This window comes from Syntrophales bacterium (assembly GCA_030018935.1).
Taxonomy (GTDB): domain Bacteria; phylum Desulfobacterota; class Syntrophia; order Syntrophales; family CG2-30-49-12; genus CG2-30-49-12.
The window spans coordinates 13,843-33,112 of record JASEGZ010000007.1; the positions used below are offsets into that span (position 1 = coordinate 13,843).

At 46.3% G+C, this 19,270-nt stretch carries 17 protein-coding genes and 2 riboswitches; of the genes, 4 read left to right on the top strand and 13 right to left on the bottom strand.

What is annotated here, in order from left to right; translation table 11 throughout:
* Nucleotides 1-52: 52 nt before the first annotated feature.
* The 7 genes from cobU to QMD03_02690 form a co-directional block, all read right to left on the bottom strand.
* On the bottom strand, nucleotides 53-607 hold the full coding sequence (gene cobU / locus QMD03_02660; protein MDI6776133.1) for a bifunctional adenosylcobinamide kinase/adenosylcobinamide-phosphate guanylyltransferase: 555 nt from the start codon (nucleotides 605-607) through the stop codon (nucleotides 53-55).
* Complete coding sequence (gene cobD, locus QMD03_02665; protein ID MDI6776134.1) at nucleotides 604-1,755, bottom strand: threonine-phosphate decarboxylase CobD; 1,152 nt, start codon at nucleotides 1,753-1,755, stop codon at nucleotides 604-606. The genes cobU and cobD overlap by 4 nt, the downstream gene beginning before the upstream one ends.
* The gene (gene cbiB / locus QMD03_02670; GenBank protein ID MDI6776135.1) at nucleotides 1,680-2,630 is read right to left on the bottom strand and encodes an adenosylcobinamide-phosphate synthase CbiB; all 951 of its coding nucleotides are present in this window, start codon (nucleotides 2,628-2,630) and stop codon (nucleotides 1,680-1,682) included. The genes cobD and cbiB overlap by 76 nt, the downstream gene beginning before the upstream one ends.
* Nucleotides 2,631-2,649: 19 nt before the next feature.
* Nucleotides 2,650-3,165, bottom strand: a complete 516-nt coding sequence (locus QMD03_02675; protein ID MDI6776136.1) for a cob(I)yrinic acid a,c-diamide adenosyltransferase — start codon at nucleotides 3,163-3,165, stop codon at nucleotides 2,650-2,652.
* A 21-nt stretch (nucleotides 3,166-3,186) separates the two neighbouring features.
* Nucleotides 3,187-3,903, bottom strand: coding sequence for a diphthine--ammonia ligase (locus QMD03_02680; protein ID MDI6776137.1), 717 nt, complete (start codon nucleotides 3,901-3,903; stop codon nucleotides 3,187-3,189).
* On the bottom strand, nucleotides 3,888-4,880 hold the full coding sequence (locus QMD03_02685; protein MDI6776138.1) for an asparagine synthase-related protein: 993 nt from the start codon (nucleotides 4,878-4,880) through the stop codon (nucleotides 3,888-3,890). Before QMD03_02685 ends, QMD03_02680 begins: the two co-directional genes overlap by 16 nt.
* A gap of 87 nt (nucleotides 4,881-4,967) precedes the next feature.
* Nucleotides 4,968-6,857, bottom strand: coding sequence for a TonB-dependent receptor (locus QMD03_02690; protein ID MDI6776139.1), 1,890 nt, complete (start codon nucleotides 6,855-6,857; stop codon nucleotides 4,968-4,970).
* Between the two features lie 134 nt (nucleotides 6,858-6,991).
* Nucleotides 6,992-7,203: riboswitch (cobalamin riboswitch) on the bottom strand.
* Between the two features lie 215 nt (nucleotides 7,204-7,418).
* Between QMD03_02690 and QMD03_02695 the strand changes: the two genes are divergently transcribed.
* Nucleotides 7,419-7,586, top strand: a complete 168-nt coding sequence (locus QMD03_02695; GenBank protein MDI6776140.1) for a hypothetical protein — start codon at nucleotides 7,419-7,421, stop codon at nucleotides 7,584-7,586.
* A gap of 350 nt (nucleotides 7,587-7,936) precedes the next feature.
* Here the strand turns inward: QMD03_02695 and QMD03_02700 are convergent, their stop codons facing one another.
* The 6 genes from QMD03_02700 to QMD03_02725 form a co-directional block, all read right to left on the bottom strand.
* Complete coding sequence (locus tag QMD03_02700; GenBank protein ID MDI6776141.1) at nucleotides 7,937-8,944, bottom strand: iron chelate uptake ABC transporter family permease subunit; 1,008 nt, start codon at nucleotides 8,942-8,944, stop codon at nucleotides 7,937-7,939.
* Between the two features lie 151 nt (nucleotides 8,945-9,095).
* A riboswitch (cobalamin riboswitch) is annotated at nucleotides 9,096-9,267 on the bottom strand.
* Between the two features lie 68 nt (nucleotides 9,268-9,335).
* Nucleotides 9,336-10,286 carry a cobalamin-binding protein gene (locus QMD03_02705; GenBank protein ID MDI6776142.1) on the bottom strand — a complete coding sequence of 317 codons (951 nt, stop codon included), beginning with the start codon at nucleotides 10,284-10,286 and terminating at the stop codon, nucleotides 9,336-9,338.
* Nucleotides 10,287-10,589: 303 nt separating this feature from the next.
* Nucleotides 10,590-11,699, bottom strand: coding sequence for a rod shape-determining protein RodA (rodA, locus tag QMD03_02710; GenBank protein ID MDI6776143.1), 1,110 nt, complete (start codon nucleotides 11,697-11,699; stop codon nucleotides 10,590-10,592).
* 24 nt (nucleotides 11,700-11,723) lie between these two features.
* Complete coding sequence (gene mrdA / locus QMD03_02715) at nucleotides 11,724-13,589, bottom strand: penicillin-binding protein 2 (GenBank protein MDI6776144.1); 1,866 nt, start codon at nucleotides 13,587-13,589, stop codon at nucleotides 11,724-11,726.
* A 474-nt stretch (nucleotides 13,590-14,063) separates the two neighbouring features.
* Nucleotides 14,064-14,912 carry a rod shape-determining protein MreC gene (gene mreC / locus QMD03_02720; GenBank protein MDI6776145.1) on the bottom strand — a complete coding sequence of 283 codons (849 nt, stop codon included), beginning with the start codon at nucleotides 14,910-14,912 and terminating at the stop codon, nucleotides 14,064-14,066.
* 139 nt (nucleotides 14,913-15,051) lie between these two features.
* On the bottom strand, nucleotides 15,052-16,089 hold the full coding sequence (locus QMD03_02725) for a rod shape-determining protein (GenBank protein MDI6776146.1): 1,038 nt from the start codon (nucleotides 16,087-16,089) through the stop codon (nucleotides 15,052-15,054).
* A 246-nt stretch (nucleotides 16,090-16,335) separates the two neighbouring features.
* Between QMD03_02725 and QMD03_02730 the strand changes: the two genes are divergently transcribed.
* The 3 genes from QMD03_02730 (at nucleotide 16,336) to QMD03_02740 (ending at nucleotide 19,266) form a co-directional block, all read left to right on the top strand.
* A complete protein-coding gene (locus QMD03_02730) occupies nucleotides 16,336-17,937 on the top strand; it encodes a SurA N-terminal domain-containing protein (protein MDI6776147.1) in 1,602 nt (533 codons plus the stop codon).
* A 26-nt stretch (nucleotides 17,938-17,963) separates the two neighbouring features.
* Nucleotides 17,964-18,923 (top strand): tRNA dihydrouridine synthase DusB, encoded by a 960-nt coding sequence (gene dusB, locus QMD03_02735; protein ID MDI6776148.1) that lies wholly within the window; start codon nucleotides 17,964-17,966, stop codon nucleotides 18,921-18,923.
* Nucleotides 18,924-19,038: 115 nt separating this feature from the next.
* Nucleotides 19,039-19,266 (top strand): hypothetical protein, encoded by a 228-nt coding sequence (locus QMD03_02740; GenBank protein MDI6776149.1) that lies wholly within the window; start codon nucleotides 19,039-19,041, stop codon nucleotides 19,264-19,266.
* Nucleotides 19,267-19,270 lie beyond the last annotated feature (4 nt).

Below are 19,270 nucleotides of genomic sequence, written 5' to 3' on the forward strand. Positions count from 1 at the left end.
ATCACCCCAACCTCTCTTTAAAATCCCCCCCTTTTTCCAAAAATCCTCCCCCTCACCTCCCTTTTGTAAAGGGGAGCAGGGGGGATTTCCTGCCTTTCACCTCCACGGGGATGCCGGAGAAGAGGACATAAACCTTTTCTGCCCTCTCGGCCATCCTCTGGTTGAGAAGACCGACCTGGTCTCTATATATTCTCGCCAGTTTATTATCCGGAACTATCCCCATCCCGACTTCATTGGAGATCACGATCACCGTGCCCTCAAACTCACTGAGACACGAAAAGAAATCATCTATTATTTCCACTACTTTTTCATCCTGATCCGGGTATTTACCGAGGAGATTGGACATCCAGAGGGTCAGGCAATCAACGAGGATCGTCTTGTACAAACCCAGCACCGGCCTTAGCGCCTTTCCGAGATAGATAGGCTCTTCCAGGGTATCCCACCGGTTGCCCCTTTGCTTGCGATGTCTCTGAATTCTCTGCCCCATTTCTTCGTCAAGGGCCTCGGCAGTGGCTAAAAACAGCCTCTTTCCCTCTAATTTTTCCGCCAGTTTTAGGGCAAAATTGCTCTTGCCGCTCCTGGCCCCGCCTGTCACCAAAACCATCATCCTATAATCTCTCTTAACTTTTCGATCAAGACGATATTCTCTTCGTGTCTCTTTACAGCTACCCGGAAGTAACGGGTCCCAAGGCCCTGGAAGGTACTGCAATCCCTTACCAGTACGCCCTCTTGAACCAGTCGGTCTCTAAGCTCTGTGGAGTTTAAGCCGATCCGCTTGGCCATGTGGACGAGGATAAAGTTGGCTGCGCTCTCACAGGTTTTCAAACCGGGGATTTCGTCCAATGCATCTCTCAAAAATCCCCTTTCCGTTGTTATATATTCCCTTGTATCCTTTATATAATCCCCATCGAGAATGGCCTTTGCCGCTGCCCTCTGTCCCAGGGAGCTAACCGTCCATGGCGGTTTATTCTCCCTGATTTTTGCGATACACGACGCTCCGGCCATCATATAACCGATCCGAAGCCCCGGAATGCCAAAAAACTTGGTCATTGACCTCATGACTATCAGGTTGGGAAACCTGAGGATCTCTCTCTTGACAGATTCCTCCTCTACAAAATCTATAAAGGCCTCATCGGCTAAGAACAACGTCCCCACGTCGCTCGCGCATGCTACGACCTGACAGAGTTCATCCTTAGGAGTGAGAAGACCGGTGGGGTTTGCCGGATTGCAGAAATAGACTATGTCAAAACCATCTCTCAACAACCGGGAGCAAAGATCGGCAATTGCCACAGAAAAACCTTCCCTCGCCTCTGTGGGGAAGTACGCTACCTCCGCACCGACCATCTTGAGGGCCTTTTCATACTCACTGAAGGCAGGAGTAACGATTAAGGCCTTTCTGGGTTTGAATACGATGGGTATCCAGTAGATAAATTCCGTCGAACCGTTCCCCACCAAGATGTTGTCACGACCGACACCATGGTATTCCGACAATCCTGAGACGAGATCAAAGGAATCGTCATCGGGATAGTTCAAAAGGGAATCGGTTTCTCTTACTATCGTTTCCCGCACTGCGGGCGGATAGCCCAGTGGATTTATGTTGGCGCTGAAATCAATGATCTTGCCCTCATCGATCCCATATCTTCTGGAAATTTCACTGACATTGCCGCCATGCGCGTTCTTCATCTTTGTATTACCCACAGGATCACCGTGCAGAGAACGGCCATCAAGAGGGACGAGGTAAACATGATGGCCCATGCGTTCTTTACATCTTTTTTATCCATTTCCTTCCGTCTGTCACCAATAGTGGGCTTGTAGGTAATCTTTCCGAAGTAACTGATTTTGCCGCCTAACTGTATGCCAAGAGCCCCGGCCACTGCCGCTTCCGGTATGTCGCTGTTGGGGCTTGTGTGGTTCCTGCCGTCCCTCCGCATAATCCTCCAGGAACTGTGCCAGTCGAACCTCAAGATAAGAGAGGCTATTACTATAATAAATCCGGTAATCCTTGCCGGTATCCAATTAAGAACATCGTCCATCTTTGCGGAAAAACAGCCAATGTCCATGTACTTAGCGTCTTTATATCCTACCATGGAGTCGAGGGTATTGACTGCCTTATAGGTCATGGCGAGGGGAACCCCGCCGAGAGCCAGGTAGAACATGGGAGCCACAATACCGTCCGAGAGGTTTTCTGACACCGTCTCAATAACAGCCCGCAAAATCCCAGCCTCATCGAGATTGGCGGTATCCCTACCCACAATCATGGAGATGTCCTTTCTTGCCGCTTCCATATCCCCACTTGTCAGGGCGTCTATAACAACCCTGCTTTCCTCATAGAGAGACCTTGTTGCGAGTGTCAGGGAGGCGAGTAAAGCTATTATAATCATACCGAACAAATGGCCTATGGAGAAAGACACTTCCGTTATCCCATAGGCAATGAGGAAAGTGGGGATAACGACGGAAAACCATAGAACTATCCCCCCTTTCTTTTCTGAGGCACGGGTGGCGCGAGCACGGATCTTCCCCTCGACGAACCTCGTCCACCTCCCGATAATGGCCACAGGATGAGGGAACCAGCGAGGATCGCCGACGATGATGTCAATGATGTAAGCGCCAATAAAGACTTCTGCTGTCATCGTTTAGCAGCAACCTTTACTACTTCTCGATCCCCTCCCTTGCCTGGACGCCCTTCTGATAGTAATGCTTGATCTCCCTCATCTCCGTCACCAGATCGGCCTCGGCGATAATCCGTGGATCGGCCCTCCTGCCGGTAATGACCAGTTCTACATCTTCCGGTTTACCATGGATCAGGTCCAGAAGATCGTCCACGGAAAACAGATTGAAGTGGGTGGCAATATTGGTCTCGTCGAGGATGATCATCTGGTACTGACCGCTGCACATCACATCCCAGACATCTTTGAGCCCCTCCCGGGCAAGCTTTCTATCTTCTTCGACCGGCGCCCTGCAGATAAAGCAATCCCGACCGTATTGTCTTACCACAATAGAATCGGAGAGATTTTTCAGAGCCTTCAATTCGCTATACTCCATTCCCTTGACAAATTGAGCGATATATACCTTGAGGCCAGCGCCGGCGGCACGGAGCGCCAGACCCAGCGCCGCTGTCGTCTTTCCTTTCCCATCCCCTGTGTACACCTGGACATACCCTTTCATCTTCCTACCCCTTTCGCTTTCTCATGTCTTGTCAAAAATCTTTTTCTCACCGGTTACTATTTCTGCCAATTCACATGCCGATATATCAAGAAAACAATGCTCCTCCCGCGTAATCTTTTCAGACTTCAGGATCTTTAATCTTTTCTTGAATATGGGGCCCGATACCACGAAGGTATGGTATTCTCCGTTCTCGCCAGAGATATCAACGCCCCTGATCTTTGAGATCTCTCTGACAAAATCATGATCAATCCTGCGTCCAAGCCATTCCTGCCCCAGCAGATCCTTTCTGGTAGCTACAATAATGGTTTCAAACCCGGTTTCTATCAATTCCTGTATCAGATTCTCCCTTTTCTTTTCACCCCACAGGGGTAAGACAGCGCTTATCCCTGATTCCTTACTGACCCTTTCCACCCATTCTCTATGCTCTTCGAGGTCAATGTCTCCAAAAATACCCACCTCAACCCCTTTCTCTTTCAAAGAGGAGATGGTCTTCTTAAATTCTGTCTCATAGCTTTCCCATGAACTCCTCACCTGAACAACAGGAAGACCTATCGCCTCCCCCTGGAGCTGCAAGATTCTTGTTCTGATGCCGTGAGATCGGGAAACCTCGCCATCTTCAGCTATCATATTCAAGAGGTGGGTAATCTGGAAATTCTTCATTGCCCTGTAGTAAGAAAGGGCCCCATCCTTACCACCGCTCCAGGAAACAAAAGCCTTTAATTTTACAACCTTCTCCATTCTGTTACATCTCCACACACATGGCAGTGAAATGCCCTCTGATCCATTCCTGTACCGCAACAGCCGCATATTTTTTCCCCTTTTTGGGGGGCGGGAATTTCCCCTACCACTTCACGGTATATGCGGTAGTAATAGAAATGTTCCTTATTCCAAAATCTTATGGGGAATCTCCTCTTCCCCTCTTCAAACTCTTCATCCGACACCCTTGATTCCACAACCTTTCTCATCTCCGCCATGCCGGAGCCGTATTCCAGAGGCCTTTTACTCTGCCAGAGTATTTCTTCCGGCAGGACGCCTGCAAAGGCCCTCCTGAGTATCCACTTTCCCCATGTCTGTCCTTTATCTCTTTTGATCTTAAAATCCAGACCTATCCCCTGGCTGAATTTCATAAACTCTTTATCCAGAAAGGGTTGTCTGATGTCAATAGCAAAGGTGTCTCCAATTTTATTCGCACTGAATTGCATGGCAGAATGCATTCGGGACATATATTGTTCCAGGTTTTTCATCTCCCGCATGAAATCATAACCCACAAAAATTTCATCACTCCCGTCACCTGTCATCATGCTCCTGATTCCTAATTCTCTCGCTAACTTCAGGCCGAGGTAGACAGGCACGTCGTTTGGAATAGCAGGATCAAAGCTTTTGAGTATTCCTATAACCTCTGGAATTGTGGCGATCGCCTCCTCAATCTTTACAGTTTTGTGATAATGTTCAAGTTTGAGAAACTTCGCTACAGTATCGGCATAATATCCATCTTCCCCGTACGACTCAAGACCGACCGAGATGGCCCGGCAATCCTTTGCCTGGGCGGCCACAAGGGCAGAATCCAGCCCCCCGGAAAAGAGCAGACCTTCAGCCCTTCTCCTGTTCACTGCCTCTGCAAACCTCTTTTTCAACTCAGAAAAAAGAAGACTTTCATCCCTGAAACACATACCACTTCTCGATCTCCTTCTCCTTACCCTCACATTCTTCCTCATAGTAATGCTTTATTTTCTCCATAGTACTATCCACCGCAAAGAGGGAGGGGGGGAATTAACCTCCCTCCCATATAGCGGCCTGCCGGCCTAAAAAGTAACCTTGAGCCCGCCATAGACACCGATGCCGGGTTCGCCGTATTGATATATTGATTGATACTTTTTGTCAGTTAGATTATCCACCTTTCCGAAAACCTGGAACCGGTTGGCCACATCATAGGCAACGGCAAGGTTGACCAGTGTGTAGGCGGGCATTTCTTCGGTGTTGCCGGTATTCCGGTATCTTTTGCCCACATACTGAGCGTTAATGTTTATGTTAAACCTTTCCCATGGTTTGATGTTGAGGGAAGCTGCCCCTGTGTGCCTTGGCCGGTATATTAAATACTTGCCTTCGTTTGTACTTCCTTCTGCCTCATCTTTTGCCTCGGTATAAGTGTAGCTGGCATCAAAGCTCAACCAATCCAGAGGCTTGAAGGAAAAAACCGTCTCCCATCCCTTCGTCTTGACCTTACCGACATTGTAGTACCTGTAGGTAGCCAAGTTGAAGGCGATCAGGTCATCAATGCTGGTTTGAAAGTAAGTCACAGACACCACCATCTTCTTGGCGAACAGTTCCTGGTCTATACCCACATCGTACCCCTTACTCTCCTCAGGTTTCAGGTTCGGATCACCGTAAGACGAGTAGAGTTGAAAGAGAGAGGGGGCGTGAAACCCGGTGCCATAGCTTCCCCTTATCTTGGTTCCGGTAGGCTCAAACAGATAGGCCAGCGCTCCTTTATAGGTGTCCTCACCACCAGCGGTTTGATGGTCGTCATGACGGGCGCCGAGGGTAAGAAAAAGGCTTTTAAGCAGAGTCGCCTTGTTCTGGATAAAGAAGCTCTTTGTCTCAACCTTCTTCTCAGGGATATTCCCCCACGGATTTTGGACATCCCCCTTCTCTTCCTGGTAATCGAAGCCGGCGGTGATGGTATCCATGTCTTTGATGAAGAAATTATGTTGCCAGGAGGCCAATCTTATCGTTCCTTTGTATGTCCCGTTAAAGGCGCCATTTTGGGTGTATTCTCTCTTTGTCTCCGTGGTGCCCAGCTTAATGATATGTTGCCACCAGTCAAAGATATCCTGGTCGAAATTTGTGGAGACACTGGTGATGTCTGTATCCTGAACCTCATCTGCGTCACCAAATTTGTAGGTAACATAGTCATAGCCATCTAAATCTTTAGATGATTCGGAATGGCGCACGGAAAAGCCTACCCTTACCGTTTCGCTTATTCTGGCATCGAGCCGGGCGGAAATATTTGTATCGTGGTAGTAATCTTCTTCCGTATTTCCCAGATCTTCATCCGCCATGGAAATGCCCTTAGTATCCAGACGGAATATAGAGGCGGAATAGCTAACTTTATCGTTTGCCCCACTGACTCCCAAGCTTTCCCTGAAGGTTTCAAATGAACCACCTTCGGTAGAAAAAGAAAATTCAGGCTTTCCCTTTCCTTTCCGGGTGATGATATTGATCACACCCCCGATGGCGTCCGATCCATACAACACGCTCTGTGCCCCGCGGATGATCTCGATTCTCTCGATGTTATCCGTGGAGAGGTCAGAGATGCTCATCTTTCCATCGGTAGCCATTGGATCACCTACCCTCACTCCGTCAATCATAATCAAGGTATGGGCATTGTTCGTGCCGCGGAGGTAAATAGATGCCCCTCCACCAAATTGACCATACTGGGCAATGGAAACCCCCGGCACATCTCTTAAGACATCAATAACCGTTTTTTTACCTTTTTTTTGCATCTCCTCCCGTGTCACTACTGTGACCGAATCAGGGGAGTATCTCAACGGTTCCTCTAACCTGCTTGCCGTGACCACAACCTCTTCCATAACTTTTCCTTCTCCTTTTCCCACCTCCTGTCCAAAAATAGGAAGAGGTAAAGACATGCCTGCAAACAGGGCAATTACCACGCAAGTTAACAACTTCTTCATTGTTCTATTCCTCCTTATGAGTTTTAGCTCTGCAAAGCATCTTCTGTTCTATTACCCTTATAAATTACCCCCATAAGGATGGCGTTTTCTTCTTGCCTTTTCTCATCTTAACCTCCTTTCCCCGTCGGTCGGGAATGTTATTTGCCCTGTCAGATGAGTCTCCTGGCTTACGGCTATGCCTCCTTCCCACGCCTTCCCAGTTCCCTTTTCAGGAAATCAGTGGCATCATGTGGGTCTTGTTCCGCTTACAGTTGCGGGGCAGCGCCGGCTTTTGACCGGCTTCCTCGGTCTGACAGATTTGCTGCAACGAGTGTTACTCTCGGCAATCCGACTTGCGGATTCCTGTCCACTATTACCTCAGTTCCATAAACCTCCCTGATATTTGATTTCCTGATCACCTCGCCGGGAGTTCCCATACAGTGGATACTCCCCCTGTCGAGAAGGATGATTCGATCACAGTAGAGTGACGCTAAATTTATATCGTGGGTGACAGAGATAACGGTCAGCCCCTCCTCCCTGTTTAAGGTCTTTACCAAATTGAAGAAATTCACCTGGTGTTTAATGTCGAGAAAGGCCGTAGGCTCATCGAGAAGTATGATCTGTGGTTCCTGGGCCAGCGCCCGGGCGATCAAAACCCTCTGCCGTTCACCGCCGCTTAACTCACCGATGCTTCTGTGGGCAAAGGAGAGGGTATCTGTCATCTCCATTGACCTGCGGGCTATTTCGTGATCTTTCTTTCCCTCAAACCTCAATTTTCCCAGATGGGGCGCCCTCCCCATTAAAACTATCTCCTCGACACAGAAAGGAAATATCAGGGGCGCCTCCTGCGGGACGACGGCGACGAGCCTGGCCAGGGCATCTCTTTTCATTTCCCTGATATTAACGCCTTTGATCCATACACTCCCCTCTTGAGGAACCAGTACCCGGTCAATAATCTTGAGGAGTGTCGTCTTACCGGAGGCGTTCGGTCCGATTATCCCCCAGAACTCCCCTTTGCCGATGACGAAAGAGATATCCTTGAGGACCCATTCTCCCGTGTATCTGAAGCCGATCTCTCTTGCCTGCACAATCGTCATGGCTCAATCAGTCCTCCTGCGGAGGAGGTAAATAAAATACGGGGCGCCACACATAGCGGTAATAACCCCCACCGGCAATTCTGTATGGGGGATCACCGTTCTGGCAATGGTATCGGCTACGATCAGGAAGGATGCCCCGAAGAGAAGAGAGGCGGGCAGCAACAGCCTGTGATCGGAACCAACGAGCATCCTCATAATGTGCGGGATAATAAGCCCTACGAAGCCTATAATTCCACTGAAGGAGACGGCTAACCCGGTTATCAGGGAAGCGGCAAGAAAGAGCCATATTTTTGTCCTTTCCACATTTACCCCCAACTGCATGGCCGTTTCCTCGCCGGTGACAATCAAGTTCAGGGGCCCTGCCTCAAGATAGATAATGGCAAACCCGATGATCAGAAAGATGCCTGTCAGAATAATCTCGCCGGCAGTTGCGAGACTCAAATCCCCCATTAACCAGAACGTTATATTATGCAACTCAGCGCTGGTGCTCATGGAAATGAGAAACATGATGATCGCCGAAAAGAAGGCATTGACGATAACGCCTGCAAGGAGAAGGGTATTTGGATTCGTTCTTCCGATGGCAAAAACGAGGACAACGGTAAGGACGGCACCCAGAAGGGCCAACGCCGGGATACTGAATGGAAGAAAACCTACGCCGATAACAATACCAATAATGGCTCCCACAGCCGAACCTCCGGATATCCCGAGAATGTAAGGGTCCGCCAGAGGATTGCGCAGGAGGGCTTGAAAGACAACACCGGCAGTGGAAAGGGCAGCGCCAACGATACCGGCAAAGATGATCCTGGGCAAACGAATCGAAAAGATGATAGTCTTTTCTGCGGGCGTCAATCCGGTAAAACCTTCATGCCATCCATACAGGAGTCCCTTGAGGCTCCCGATAACCTCGATCTTAGCTGTTCCAACAAGCAAAGATACAAGAACAACAGCAAGAAAAACCGCAGCCAGCAAAAGGTTAATCTTAATTATCCGGGATAGAATTGATTTTCTCATCGCTCAGAATCCCACGGAATCTGAAATAGCGGGAGAAGTTTGCCTTTGGCAAAAAAATATCTGACACCTTGAACCAGGATTGATTTACAAGCTTCCCGGAAACGGATAAGGTAGGTAGGTAGATTCAGAAAATTCTTCATGGCATACCTCCCGCGAGGAATCTCGGATGGACAGGTCTTCCGGCTCAGGGCTATCTACTTGCCCGCCTTCCCACCATGGTATTACCCATGACAGTGGCTCATCGGGCTTTCGCTCCCTTCACGGCTGCGGGGCAGCGGGGGCCTTACACCCCTCTTCCTCACGTCCATTCGGGTATGATTTAACGGTGTAACGATAAGGCAAGAATCGTTGGATGTCAAGGAAAAAAAGCACCGCGCGGTTTTCCCTTATTTCAATGTTGATGACCTTGGAAAAGTTCCGGATGGATTATCTTCACCAGTTCTTCCAATCCGTTAATAATTCTCGGCGAGGAACGGGTTATCAGATCGGTATCTATCGTATAGATCCGGTCATTTCTGACTGCTGGTATGTTTTTCCATTTCTTCCATTTATCTCTAAGGGAGGCAAAGTTTTCCTCTCTTTTCATCGAGGTTATGATGATGACATCCGGTTGTTTTACCATTACCTCCTCTATACTGTAGCGGGGATACTTTATTGTATCTCCTCCGGCGACATTTACTCCCCCAGCCAGTGTTATCAGCTTATCATGAAGGGTATCCCTACCTACGGTAATCATCGGATCGGTACCCAGGAGGAGAAATACCCGTGGTTTCTTCATCTGCCTGGTTTTCAAAACAACAGACTCAACCCTTCTTCGCAGGTTGAAAATCAGTTTTTTTGCCGTATCTTCTTTCCCCGTAATTCTGCCGATATCTAACACCATCTTTAATATATCTTCGAGACTAACCGGATTGACTATGTAAACGGGAAGACCGATTCTCTCGAACTGTTCAACGGTCTCCCTTCTATTCCCGTCGGAGGTACCTATAATCAGATTGGGACTGAGAGAAACAACCCTCTCGAGAGAGATGTTGATAAAACCACCAACCTTTGGTTTCGACCTGACAGCGGGAGGGTAATTACAGAACATGGTTACCCCCACAATCTCCTTATCCAGACCGAGGGCGAAGAGCGTTTCCGTTATACTGGGGGCAAGGGATATGATTCTTTTCGGATAGGGGGTGATATTTACTTTTCTCCCCACTTCATCAATGTACACCCGGGCATGAACTGGGGAGGGGAACAAAAGGAAGAGCGAAAAGATCAAGAAAAACAGGAGAAATCCAGCATTAATTTTGTCACGAGATGTTACCATCTGATAAAACACTGTCCACTTTGTCATCCTCATCCCTACTCCCCTTACCCTTTCATTGATAAGGGACATCCATGTTTATATCTTACAGAGGTCTCCTACTGCAATTCAGACACTGGACTTCAGACTTTAGACGCCAGACTTTTCTATATAGGAAATTAACCCTTGCAGTGTTCTCAAACCTTCTTGAACTTTTGCCCATAATTCTTTATGTCTATTGGTGTCTAAAAGCCCGTTTAAAGAGATTATTTTGACTCCGTGCATACTTTCCCGATACCCTTTCGGGGCTATTTTTTCAGGTTTATCGTGACGACGCGGCAGCCTTAAAAAAGTCTAGGGCCGGAGAATAAATCTCCTCATACTGATACTCATCAGCAGTCCAATGCCTGTCAGCAGCACAACCATGGAAGAGCCTCCATAACTCAAAAAAGGCAGGGGAATACCCACAACGGGAAGTATACCCAGAACCATCCCGATATTGATAAATACCTCCCAGAAGATAAGCATTGTAATGCCGAAGGATATCAGGGTACCCACCAGATCCCTTGAATGGAGACCGATCTTCAAACACCACAATATCAATATTAAAAACACAATTAGCAAAATTAGTCCTCCAAGAAAGCCCCACTCCTCTGCAAAAACGGAAAAAACAAAATCCGTCTGCTGTACCGGCAGAAATTTCAGTTGAGTCTGCGTCCCCTTTAAGAACCCCTTTCCCAGGATACCTCCCGAACCGACAGCGATTATTGATTGAATGATGTGATACCCGGCACCGAGGGGGTCTCTCTCCGGACTGAAAAAGGTAACAATCCGCTCCTTCTGATAATCCTTCAGAAAATGCCAGCCCACGGGAATCAGCACAACACAGCCAGTGACAGCGAAAACAAGGGACTTCCAATCTATACCAACAAATAAGACAATTGATAAGAAAAGGATGACCAGGATCAATGCCGTACCAAGATCAGGCTGTTTCAAGATGAATAAAAACGGAATCACTACGATCAGAAAAGGAACGAAGAGTTCTCTCAAGCTGTAGCTTTTATCTGTCTTGTGGTCATCAAAGTATCTTGCCAGCGCCAGTATCATCGTTAATTTTACTAATTCTGAAGGTTGAAAGGAAAATCCTCCTATGACAATCCACCTCTGAGAACCATGGGCTGCATTTCCGTACAAAAATACACCTACGAGAAGAAGGAGGGAAAACGTATAAATAATATAGGCGTAGCCACTGATAAGGCGATAGTCAATACAGAGGGCTACTCCCATACATGCAAGACCTATAAGAATCCATTGAACCTGCTTGATATAAAGGGGTGACTGCTTGAAATCGGCTATACTGTAACCGGTACTGTAAATGTTTAAAAGGCCGATAAAGCTAATGAGCAGGACCAGAATGAGAAGTGTCCAATCAAAATGGAAAAACAATCGGCGATCAAATTTCATTGTTTTGAATTTTGTGTTTATGACTTACGACTTGGGACTTACGACTGTAGTTACTGGGTATTTACGTTTAAAGTATGCATCTATAATCTTTCTGGCAATCGGGGCAGCAACGGTTCCTCCGTGACCGGCATGCTCTACAATAACCGCCACCGCTATTTCCGAATTTTTATACGGTGCAAAACAAACGAAGAGGGCGTGATCTCTGAATCTCAAGGGAATGATCTTTTCTCTACGTGCTTTTCTATCCTCCGGCATACCGATAACCTGAGCGGTACCGGTCTTTCCACAAACATCCGCTTCCGTTCTTCTTGCGGCATATCCAGTCCCACCCCTTTCATTAACCACACCCCATAGTGCATAATTCAGGAGATCAATGTTTTTTCGACTGATGGGAAGGGAGGATTTTTTCTCAGGATTGAATGTCTTGAAAGGCCGACCATCTCCTGTTTCTATCCGTTTTATGATCCTGGGACGCCAGAGTGTTCCACCATTTGCCACGGCGCAGTAAGCATTTAAGAGTTGGATCGTAGTGACAGAGTTAAATCCCTGACCGATGGAAAGGGAAATAGTTTCACCCATCTGCCATGGTTCGCCAAACTTGGCAAGTTTCCATTCTTTTGTGGGGATTAAACCGCTCTTCTCTCGAGAGAGATCGATCCCCGTAACCGCACCAAAACCAAAGCCACGGGCATACCGGGCTAATTTATCAACACCGATCAACTTTCCCAAATTATAAAAATAGACGTCGCAGGATTCTACAATAGCACGGTGCAGGTCAACCCAGCCATGGCCTTTTTTTTGCCAACACCGGTAAGTCCTGTTACCCAGATCGAATGATCCGGGACAGAAAAATTTTGTCTCCGGGGTGATCAATCCTTCCTCAAGAGCGGCGGCGGCGACAATCAACTTATAAGTAGAACCGGGAGGATACTGACCCGAAATTGCCCTGTTTTCCATAGGGTGCCGGAGATCAGACGATAACTCTTCCCAATCTGCAAAAGAAATCCCTCCGCTGAAGAGATTCGGATCAAAGGATGGTGCACTTACCATAGCCAGTACGGAACCATCACGTGGGTCCATGACAACCACTGAACCTGCTCTGTCTTTCATGGCATCCCAGGCAATTTTTTGCAGAAATGAATCAATGGTCAGCACTATACTGTAACCGGAAACAGGCTCAACCTTTCCGAGGACTTTAACTTCTTGACCAAAGACATTGACTTCCACCTGTTTTGCACCCATTTTACCTCTGAGATACCGATCAAAATACCTTTCTATGCCGTATTTGCCCACCGTATCACCGATGCTATATTCACCTGAGGTGTCTTTTTCCAGTTCCTCTTGACAGGTCTCACCCGTATAACCGAGAACATGAGTCATCATCTCTCCGGGAAGGTATTGCCTGATGGGATCCACTTCAACAACTACACCTGGCAAATCCATGGCATGCGTCTCAACGATGGCCAGTTTCTCTCTGTTGATATTTTTTTCCAGTTTGATCGGTACAAAGGGCTTAACCTTTCCCGCCGGGAGCAACTCGGTCGAAAACATCGTGGCTTTTTCCGCATACAGATAATTCAGTTTTCTTATCACATCGTGGATATCTGTGGTACGATTGGGCACAAACAAAATATCAAAAGAGGGACGACTGTCTACCAGAACCTGCCCGTTGTTATCCATAATCAAACCCCTTAATGGTTCGATTTTATGAAGTCGAATGCTGTTATTTTCTGATCTCTGCCTTAAATCATCTCCCCCGATGATCTGTAGATACCATATTCTGAAGATCAAAATGGACAGGGCAACAGTCACAATGACAAACAATATCTTGAATCTTTGCCGGAATTCATGAGGTTCATGTCCTTTTAATAGCTTTTGCATCTTTTCCATTTAACAACACCTCAAGCCGGGAGAACATATTAAAAAAAGCTGGGCTGAGTATACTGACTAACAGTGCCTGGGGTAGAAAAACCCTTAATACATGGTGAAACAAATCAATCCCATACATCAGCCTGTTAAATAAAATGATTAACATTTGCTCTAAGAGTGCACATAGGAAGGTAAAAATCATGATGAACGATGCCCTTTCTGGATAGAACTTCAAAGAAACGAGCGTGGAAATAAAAAATAACAAGGTATACAGGAAGGTGAAAAGGCCGGATTGCGAACCCATGATACAGTCAAGAAAAAAACCGAGGATAAAGCTCAAAATGAACCCTTTTATTACCTTCAGGTAAAATCCGGCATAAACTACCAGTAAAAGGGATATTTCCACGCCAACCTCACCGAAAAACAGAGTATCCGTGACAGTTGCCTGAAATACAACTAATAACAATAAGAACAATGGCAGGAAAATGAGATAAATCACTTTTTATCACCCTTATTATCCAGTAAAATTACGAGAACCTCCTCGGTCCTGGCAACATCAACGGACGGAGTTACCTCAATCTTCTGAAATAAGGCGACATCTTTCTTATCCACCCTCGTAACAAAACCGAGCAGCAATCCCTTAGGGAAGACACCTCCCACACCTGAGGAGATAACGGCATCTCCCACCCTGACATCATCAGTCTTAAGAACATATTTCAGGTGAGATATAAAACCCGAACCCTGTAGGATACCCGGGGCCCTTGTTCGCTGAACCAAGGCGTCAATTTTGCTACTTTCATCGGTGAGAAGGAGAATTTTCGATACATGCCATGATGCCTCGATGATCCTACCTACAACTCCCTGATCACTCACAACCGGTAGCCCGACCCTTAAATTATGAACGCTCCCCTCATTGATTAATACCGTCTGAAATACCGACAACCTGTTCCTGTTTATAACTCTGGCAGCAACGGTAGGGTAATTAAGATTTTCTTTGAGTCCCAGAAGTTTTTGTAACCGTATTCCCTCCAGATACCCTTCCTGATACTGAATCAATTGTTTTGTCAACAGGGAATTTTTTTCTTTGAGACGTCTGTTTTCTTTCTCCAGTCCCACCAGAAAGATATATCGTTTCCATACGTTTGTCAGTTCTTTAAAAGGTGTGTTTATCACGTCCAGCAAAGGTGCCGCCATTTCTAACACCAATTTTTCAAAAATACCGGTCTCAGACGAACGCTTCACACTGTGGGAGATCAGGGAAAGAAGGACTATAATGAGAGTAAATATTATTATAATTAACTGATATTTTTTAGGAATAGCATTTTTGCCCATACGGATAAACAAGAAAAAACACCCCCTTACCACTGCGGAAAACGGGCCGGAGGCACGCCATAATTTTTTCGAGTGCCGTTGTATAGCAGTGAGTAAGCAACAGATATCTATTGCTATAGCCTGTACTATAACCTACACAAGCCTCTACTTTTCACGCCTGAATGGCAATTTCTTTCAGTATATCCAGGTGATCGAGGGCCATGCCGGCACCTATGGCTACCGTCGAAAGGGGATCATCCGTTACAACAATGGGGAGACCCATTTCTTCTCTAATAAGAACATCTATATTTCTCAAGAGGGCCCCTCCACCAGCTAAAACAATACCTCTGTCAACAATGTCACCCGCTAATTCCGGAGGGGCATTCTCCAGGGCATCCTTTATGGTATCTACAATAATGCGGACCGATTCCATAATTGCCTCTCGTATTTCTTCCGAATTAATCTCAACAATTTTGGGAATACCTGATATCAGATCCCTTCCCTTGACATTAGTCGTTCGCAATTCCTTCTCCGGATAGGCACACCCGATCGTCGTCTTTATAATCTCCGCTGACTGCTCCCCGATGAGGAGACTGTACTTTCTTTTCATATACTGCACGATTTCCTCATCTATCTTATCACCGGCAATCCGGACAGACTTTGAATAAACAATACCCCCCAGGGATATCACAGCAACCTCCGTTGTTCCTCCACCAATATCCACAATCATGGAACTTATCGGCTCCGTTATCGGTAAGCCGGCCCCAATGGCCGCTGCCATTGGTTCTTCAATGAGATAAATCTCCCTGGCACCAGCGGATTCCACGGTCTCCCTGACGGCTCGCCTCTCGACTTGGGTAATGCAGGACGGCACCGACACAATGATCCTCGGACGAACCAGGGCCCTGCGATTGTGGACACGGAGGATGAAATGCCTCAGCATTGCTTCTGTAATATCGAAATCAGCAATCACACCATCCCTCATTGGTCTGATGGCAACGATATTACCGGGGGTCCGTCCCAGCATTTTTTTGGCTTCCGCACCGACAGCGAGGACCTTTTTCACACCCTTTGAATCTCTGTGAACAGCGACCACCGAAGGCTCACACAGCACAATACCTTTACCTTTCACGTAAACCAGTGTATTGGCCGTTCCTAAGTCTATGGCCAGGTCATTGGAAAATTTCCCCAAAATAAAATCGAATAGCAATGTCTTTCCTCCTCCGTTTTATGGGATATTAGCTTAGTGATCAGTAACTAGAAATTATTTCTAACTATTGATCATAGACGATTTTTTTATATCGTATTTCATTCCCCTAATCAATGTATTTTTCTAAAAAATTTTCAGGGGGGGCAGGAGTTGGAACTGCTGAATAGTTACAAAAATTATTGCATTTCACAGGTTACTATAATAACTATTACCAGATCATTCATACATGAGGGGAGGGGCATTACCATGCTTGAATTGATGAGAAAGCACGCCAGGAACTGGCTCATGAAGATTATACTGGGGGTTATCGTTATCGTCTTCATCTTTTATTTCGGTACGACAGGCGGACGACAAAAAGCTGAAACCATTGCCACCATTGATGGCAAGGCCATAGCCATTGTAGATTTCCAGAGAGAATATGAAAATTTGATTGACTTCTATCGCCAGCGCTATGGTGACAGACTGACGGATGATCTCCTGAAGGAATTGAACCTTAAACAGCAGGCCCTCGACAACCTGATTTATCAGGCCATCATCCTTCATCAGGCCAACGAACTCAAACTGGAGGTTACCGCTGAAGAGGTCAAAGCCTCCATCCTCTCTCTTCCTGCTTTCCAGAGAAACGGCGCTTTTGACGACCGAATCTATCGGCAAATGCTGCGTTCTAATAAGATGACCCCCGAAAAGTTCGAGGACGGACAGAAAAAGGTATTAACCATAGCAAAGGTGGAAAATCTCATTCTGGATGCCGTCAAGGTCTCAGATCAAGAGGTGTATGATCTGTATAGATTTCAAAATGAGAAAACTAACATAAACTTACTTCAGCTCTCCACAAAAGATTTTAGAGGAAAAGTCACACCTTCACGGAAAGATTTAGAAGCATACCTGAAGGTGCACGGTAATGATTTCCGCAAACCGGAACAGATTCAGATTAAATATATTTCATTTTCAGGCCAGGGTTTCGCCCCTTCTATGGAGGTAGCCGATACTGATGTGATAGATTACTACGAGCATCACAAGGATGAGTTTTTAAAAACAGGGGACAAGGCTGCACCCCTATCGGAGGTTAAAGATAAGATTGTCGCTGAATTAAAAAAGATAAAGGGAATGCTTATCGCTGTAGAAGAGGCAAAAAAGGCTCATGATACCATTTATCAGGAGGAAAATTTTGACGCATACGCAACCCGGAAAAAACTGAAGATTAACACCACCAGATTTTTCTCCTTGAACAATCCCCCACCGGAATTCAGCCAGCTTCCCGCATTTGCCAGAACCGCCTTTAACCTGCAAAGGAATGAGATCAGTAAGGTTCTGTCAGACGATAGAGGATACTACATCCTCAAGCTCACGGCCAGAAAACCTTCTTACATACCATCTTTGAATGAAATCGAAAGGGAGGTTGAAAGACATTATATTGAGGAAGAATCTAGACGTTTGTGTAAACAGGCCTCTGAAGCCATCCTCAACCGCCTGAAAAAAGGAGAAGATCTTAAAAATATATCCCAGCAAAAGGGACTGAAGGTAACTGAAACAGGATTCTTTTTGCCTGGCTCTGAGGTACCTGAGCTTGGCTTTTCGCAGGAACTGAACGAAGCCCTCTTTCAAATCTCTGAGAAGAAACCCTATCCAGACAAGGTGTTTAATATTGATGGAAACTTTGTGATCATCCAATTCAAGGAAAGAGGGGGGATTGACAACTATGACTTTGAAGCAAAAAAGGAACGCCTGAAAAATATCCTCTTAGAAATCAAGAAGAATGAATATCTCCAATCATGGATAGAAGGTAACAAGGTGTCTATGCTCAAAGAGGGTAAGTTAAAGTTCACGAGAGATATCAAAGACCTTTAGACAGTCAATATAGGATTTTCAGTCAGGTGAAAATAGGTAAATTATCATTAAAAAGTAACGTATTTCTGGCTCCCATGGCAGGTATTACGAACTTGCCGTTTAGAACCCTTGTGAGAGAATTCGGGTGCGCCCTCGCTTTTACCGAGATGATCAGTGCTGCTGGTCTGGTTAGGAATACGGGGAAAAGTTACCGGTATCTTGACAGCTCACCAGACGATAGGCCTCTCGGTATGCAGATATTCGGATCTGATCCAGATGTCCTTGCCGAAGCAGCACAGATCGTTACAGACCGAGGTGCTGATCTTCTAAACATTAATATGGGTTGTCCTGCCAGAAAGGTTGTCCAAACAGGTGCGGGGTCTGCCCTGATGAAGGATCCTGCACAGGTGGCCCTTATCCTACGGACAGTCAGGAAGGCTACCCTTCTGCCTTTGACAGTTAAAATCCGTTCAGGGTGGCATCATCATGATAGGAAGGCTCTCGAGATCGCTCGTATCGCCGAGGATTGTGGGGCCAATGCGGTAATTCTCCATCCCCGGTCAGCGGAACAAGGATTTAGCGGCTCGGCAGACTGGAATATTATTGAAACGGTAAAGAAGAATTTGCATATCCCTGTGATAGGAAATGGAGATATAAGAAGCGCTGAAGATGCACTCAGAATGATAAATATGACTGGATGTGATGGTGTGATGGTAGGAAGGGGTGTACTGGGAAATCCCTGGATTTTCAGAGATATCGCGCTTAGCCTTGGAGGTCAACATGTTTTCCCCTCCCCTTCTCTGTCTGAGAGAAAAACGGTCATTAAACGCCACCTGAACATGGAAATCGTTTACGCCGGGGAGAGTTTCGGGATCAGAAGTTTCCGTAAACACCTCCTGTGGTATACAAAGGGTTTGAGGGGCGGTTCTCAGTTCAGACAGATGGCAAATTCACTCCCTAAAGAGGAACTGATATTAAATGAACTTCACCGTTTTTGGGCCTCTTAGAGAAAAGGTTAAAAAGGTCTTGACTTTTACAAGTTGAGCTGATATTTATAAACAACATATTAAGTATTAAAGTCATGGCGATAGAAGTAACCGTGGACGAGGAAAGTGGTGAATTGTGGAATTCGGGAAATTTGAAGAACTGGAAGAAAAGATAAAAAACCTTATCCACGAACATTCGCTACTAAAAAAAAGGGATCAGGAGTTAGAGGAACTTCTAAGAAATAAAGAGCTGGAGTTGGGGGAGACAAGCATTAAGATAGGAAAATTAAACGAGGAAAGGGACGCTGTACGCACAAAGGTGGACTCACTTCTTGATTTGCTTCAGGATATAGATGTGTTGTAATAAA

Bases quoted from the DNA above. Each gene is read 5' to 3' on its own strand.
- cobU (MDI6776133.1), bottom strand. From the start codon at position 607: ATGATGGTTTTGGTGACAGGCGGGGCCAGGAGCGGCAAGAGCAATTTT.
- cobD (MDI6776134.1), bottom strand. From the start codon at position 1,755: ATGGGCCATCATGTTTACCTCGTCCCTCTTGATGGCCGTTCTCTGCAC.
- cbiB (MDI6776135.1), bottom strand. From the start codon at position 2,630: ATGACAGCAGAAGTCTTTATTGGCGCTTACATCATTGACATCATCGTC.
- QMD03_02675 (MDI6776136.1), bottom strand. From the start codon at position 3,165: ATGAAAGGGTATGTCCAGGTGTACACAGGGGATGGGAAAGGAAAGACG.
- QMD03_02680 (MDI6776137.1), bottom strand. From the start codon at position 3,903: ATGGAGAAGGTTGTAAAATTAAAGGCTTTTGTTTCCTGGAGCGGTGGT.
- QMD03_02685 (MDI6776138.1), bottom strand. From the start codon at position 4,880: ATGAGGAAGAATGTGAGGGTAAGGAGAAGGAGATCGAGAAGTGGTATG.
- QMD03_02690 (MDI6776139.1), bottom strand. From the start codon at position 6,857: ATGAAGAAGTTGTTAACTTGCGTGGTAATTGCCCTGTTTGCAGGCATG.
- QMD03_02695 (MDI6776140.1), top strand. From the start codon at position 7,419: ATGTCGAGAAAGGCCGTAGGCTCATCGAGAAGTATGATCTGTGGTTCC.
- QMD03_02700 (MDI6776141.1), bottom strand. From the start codon at position 8,944: ATGAGAAAATCAATTCTATCCCGGATAATTAAGATTAACCTTTTGCTG.
- QMD03_02705 (MDI6776142.1), bottom strand. From the start codon at position 10,286: ATGACAAAGTGGACAGTGTTTTATCAGATGGTAACATCTCGTGACAAA.
- rodA (MDI6776143.1), bottom strand. From the start codon at position 11,699: ATGAAATTTGATCGCCGATTGTTTTTCCATTTTGATTGGACACTTCTC.
- mrdA (MDI6776144.1), bottom strand. From the start codon at position 13,589: ATGGAAAAGATGCAAAAGCTATTAAAAGGACATGAACCTCATGAATTC.
- QMD03_02730 (MDI6776147.1), top strand. From the start codon at position 16,336: ATGCTTGAATTGATGAGAAAGCACGCCAGGAACTGGCTCATGAAGATT.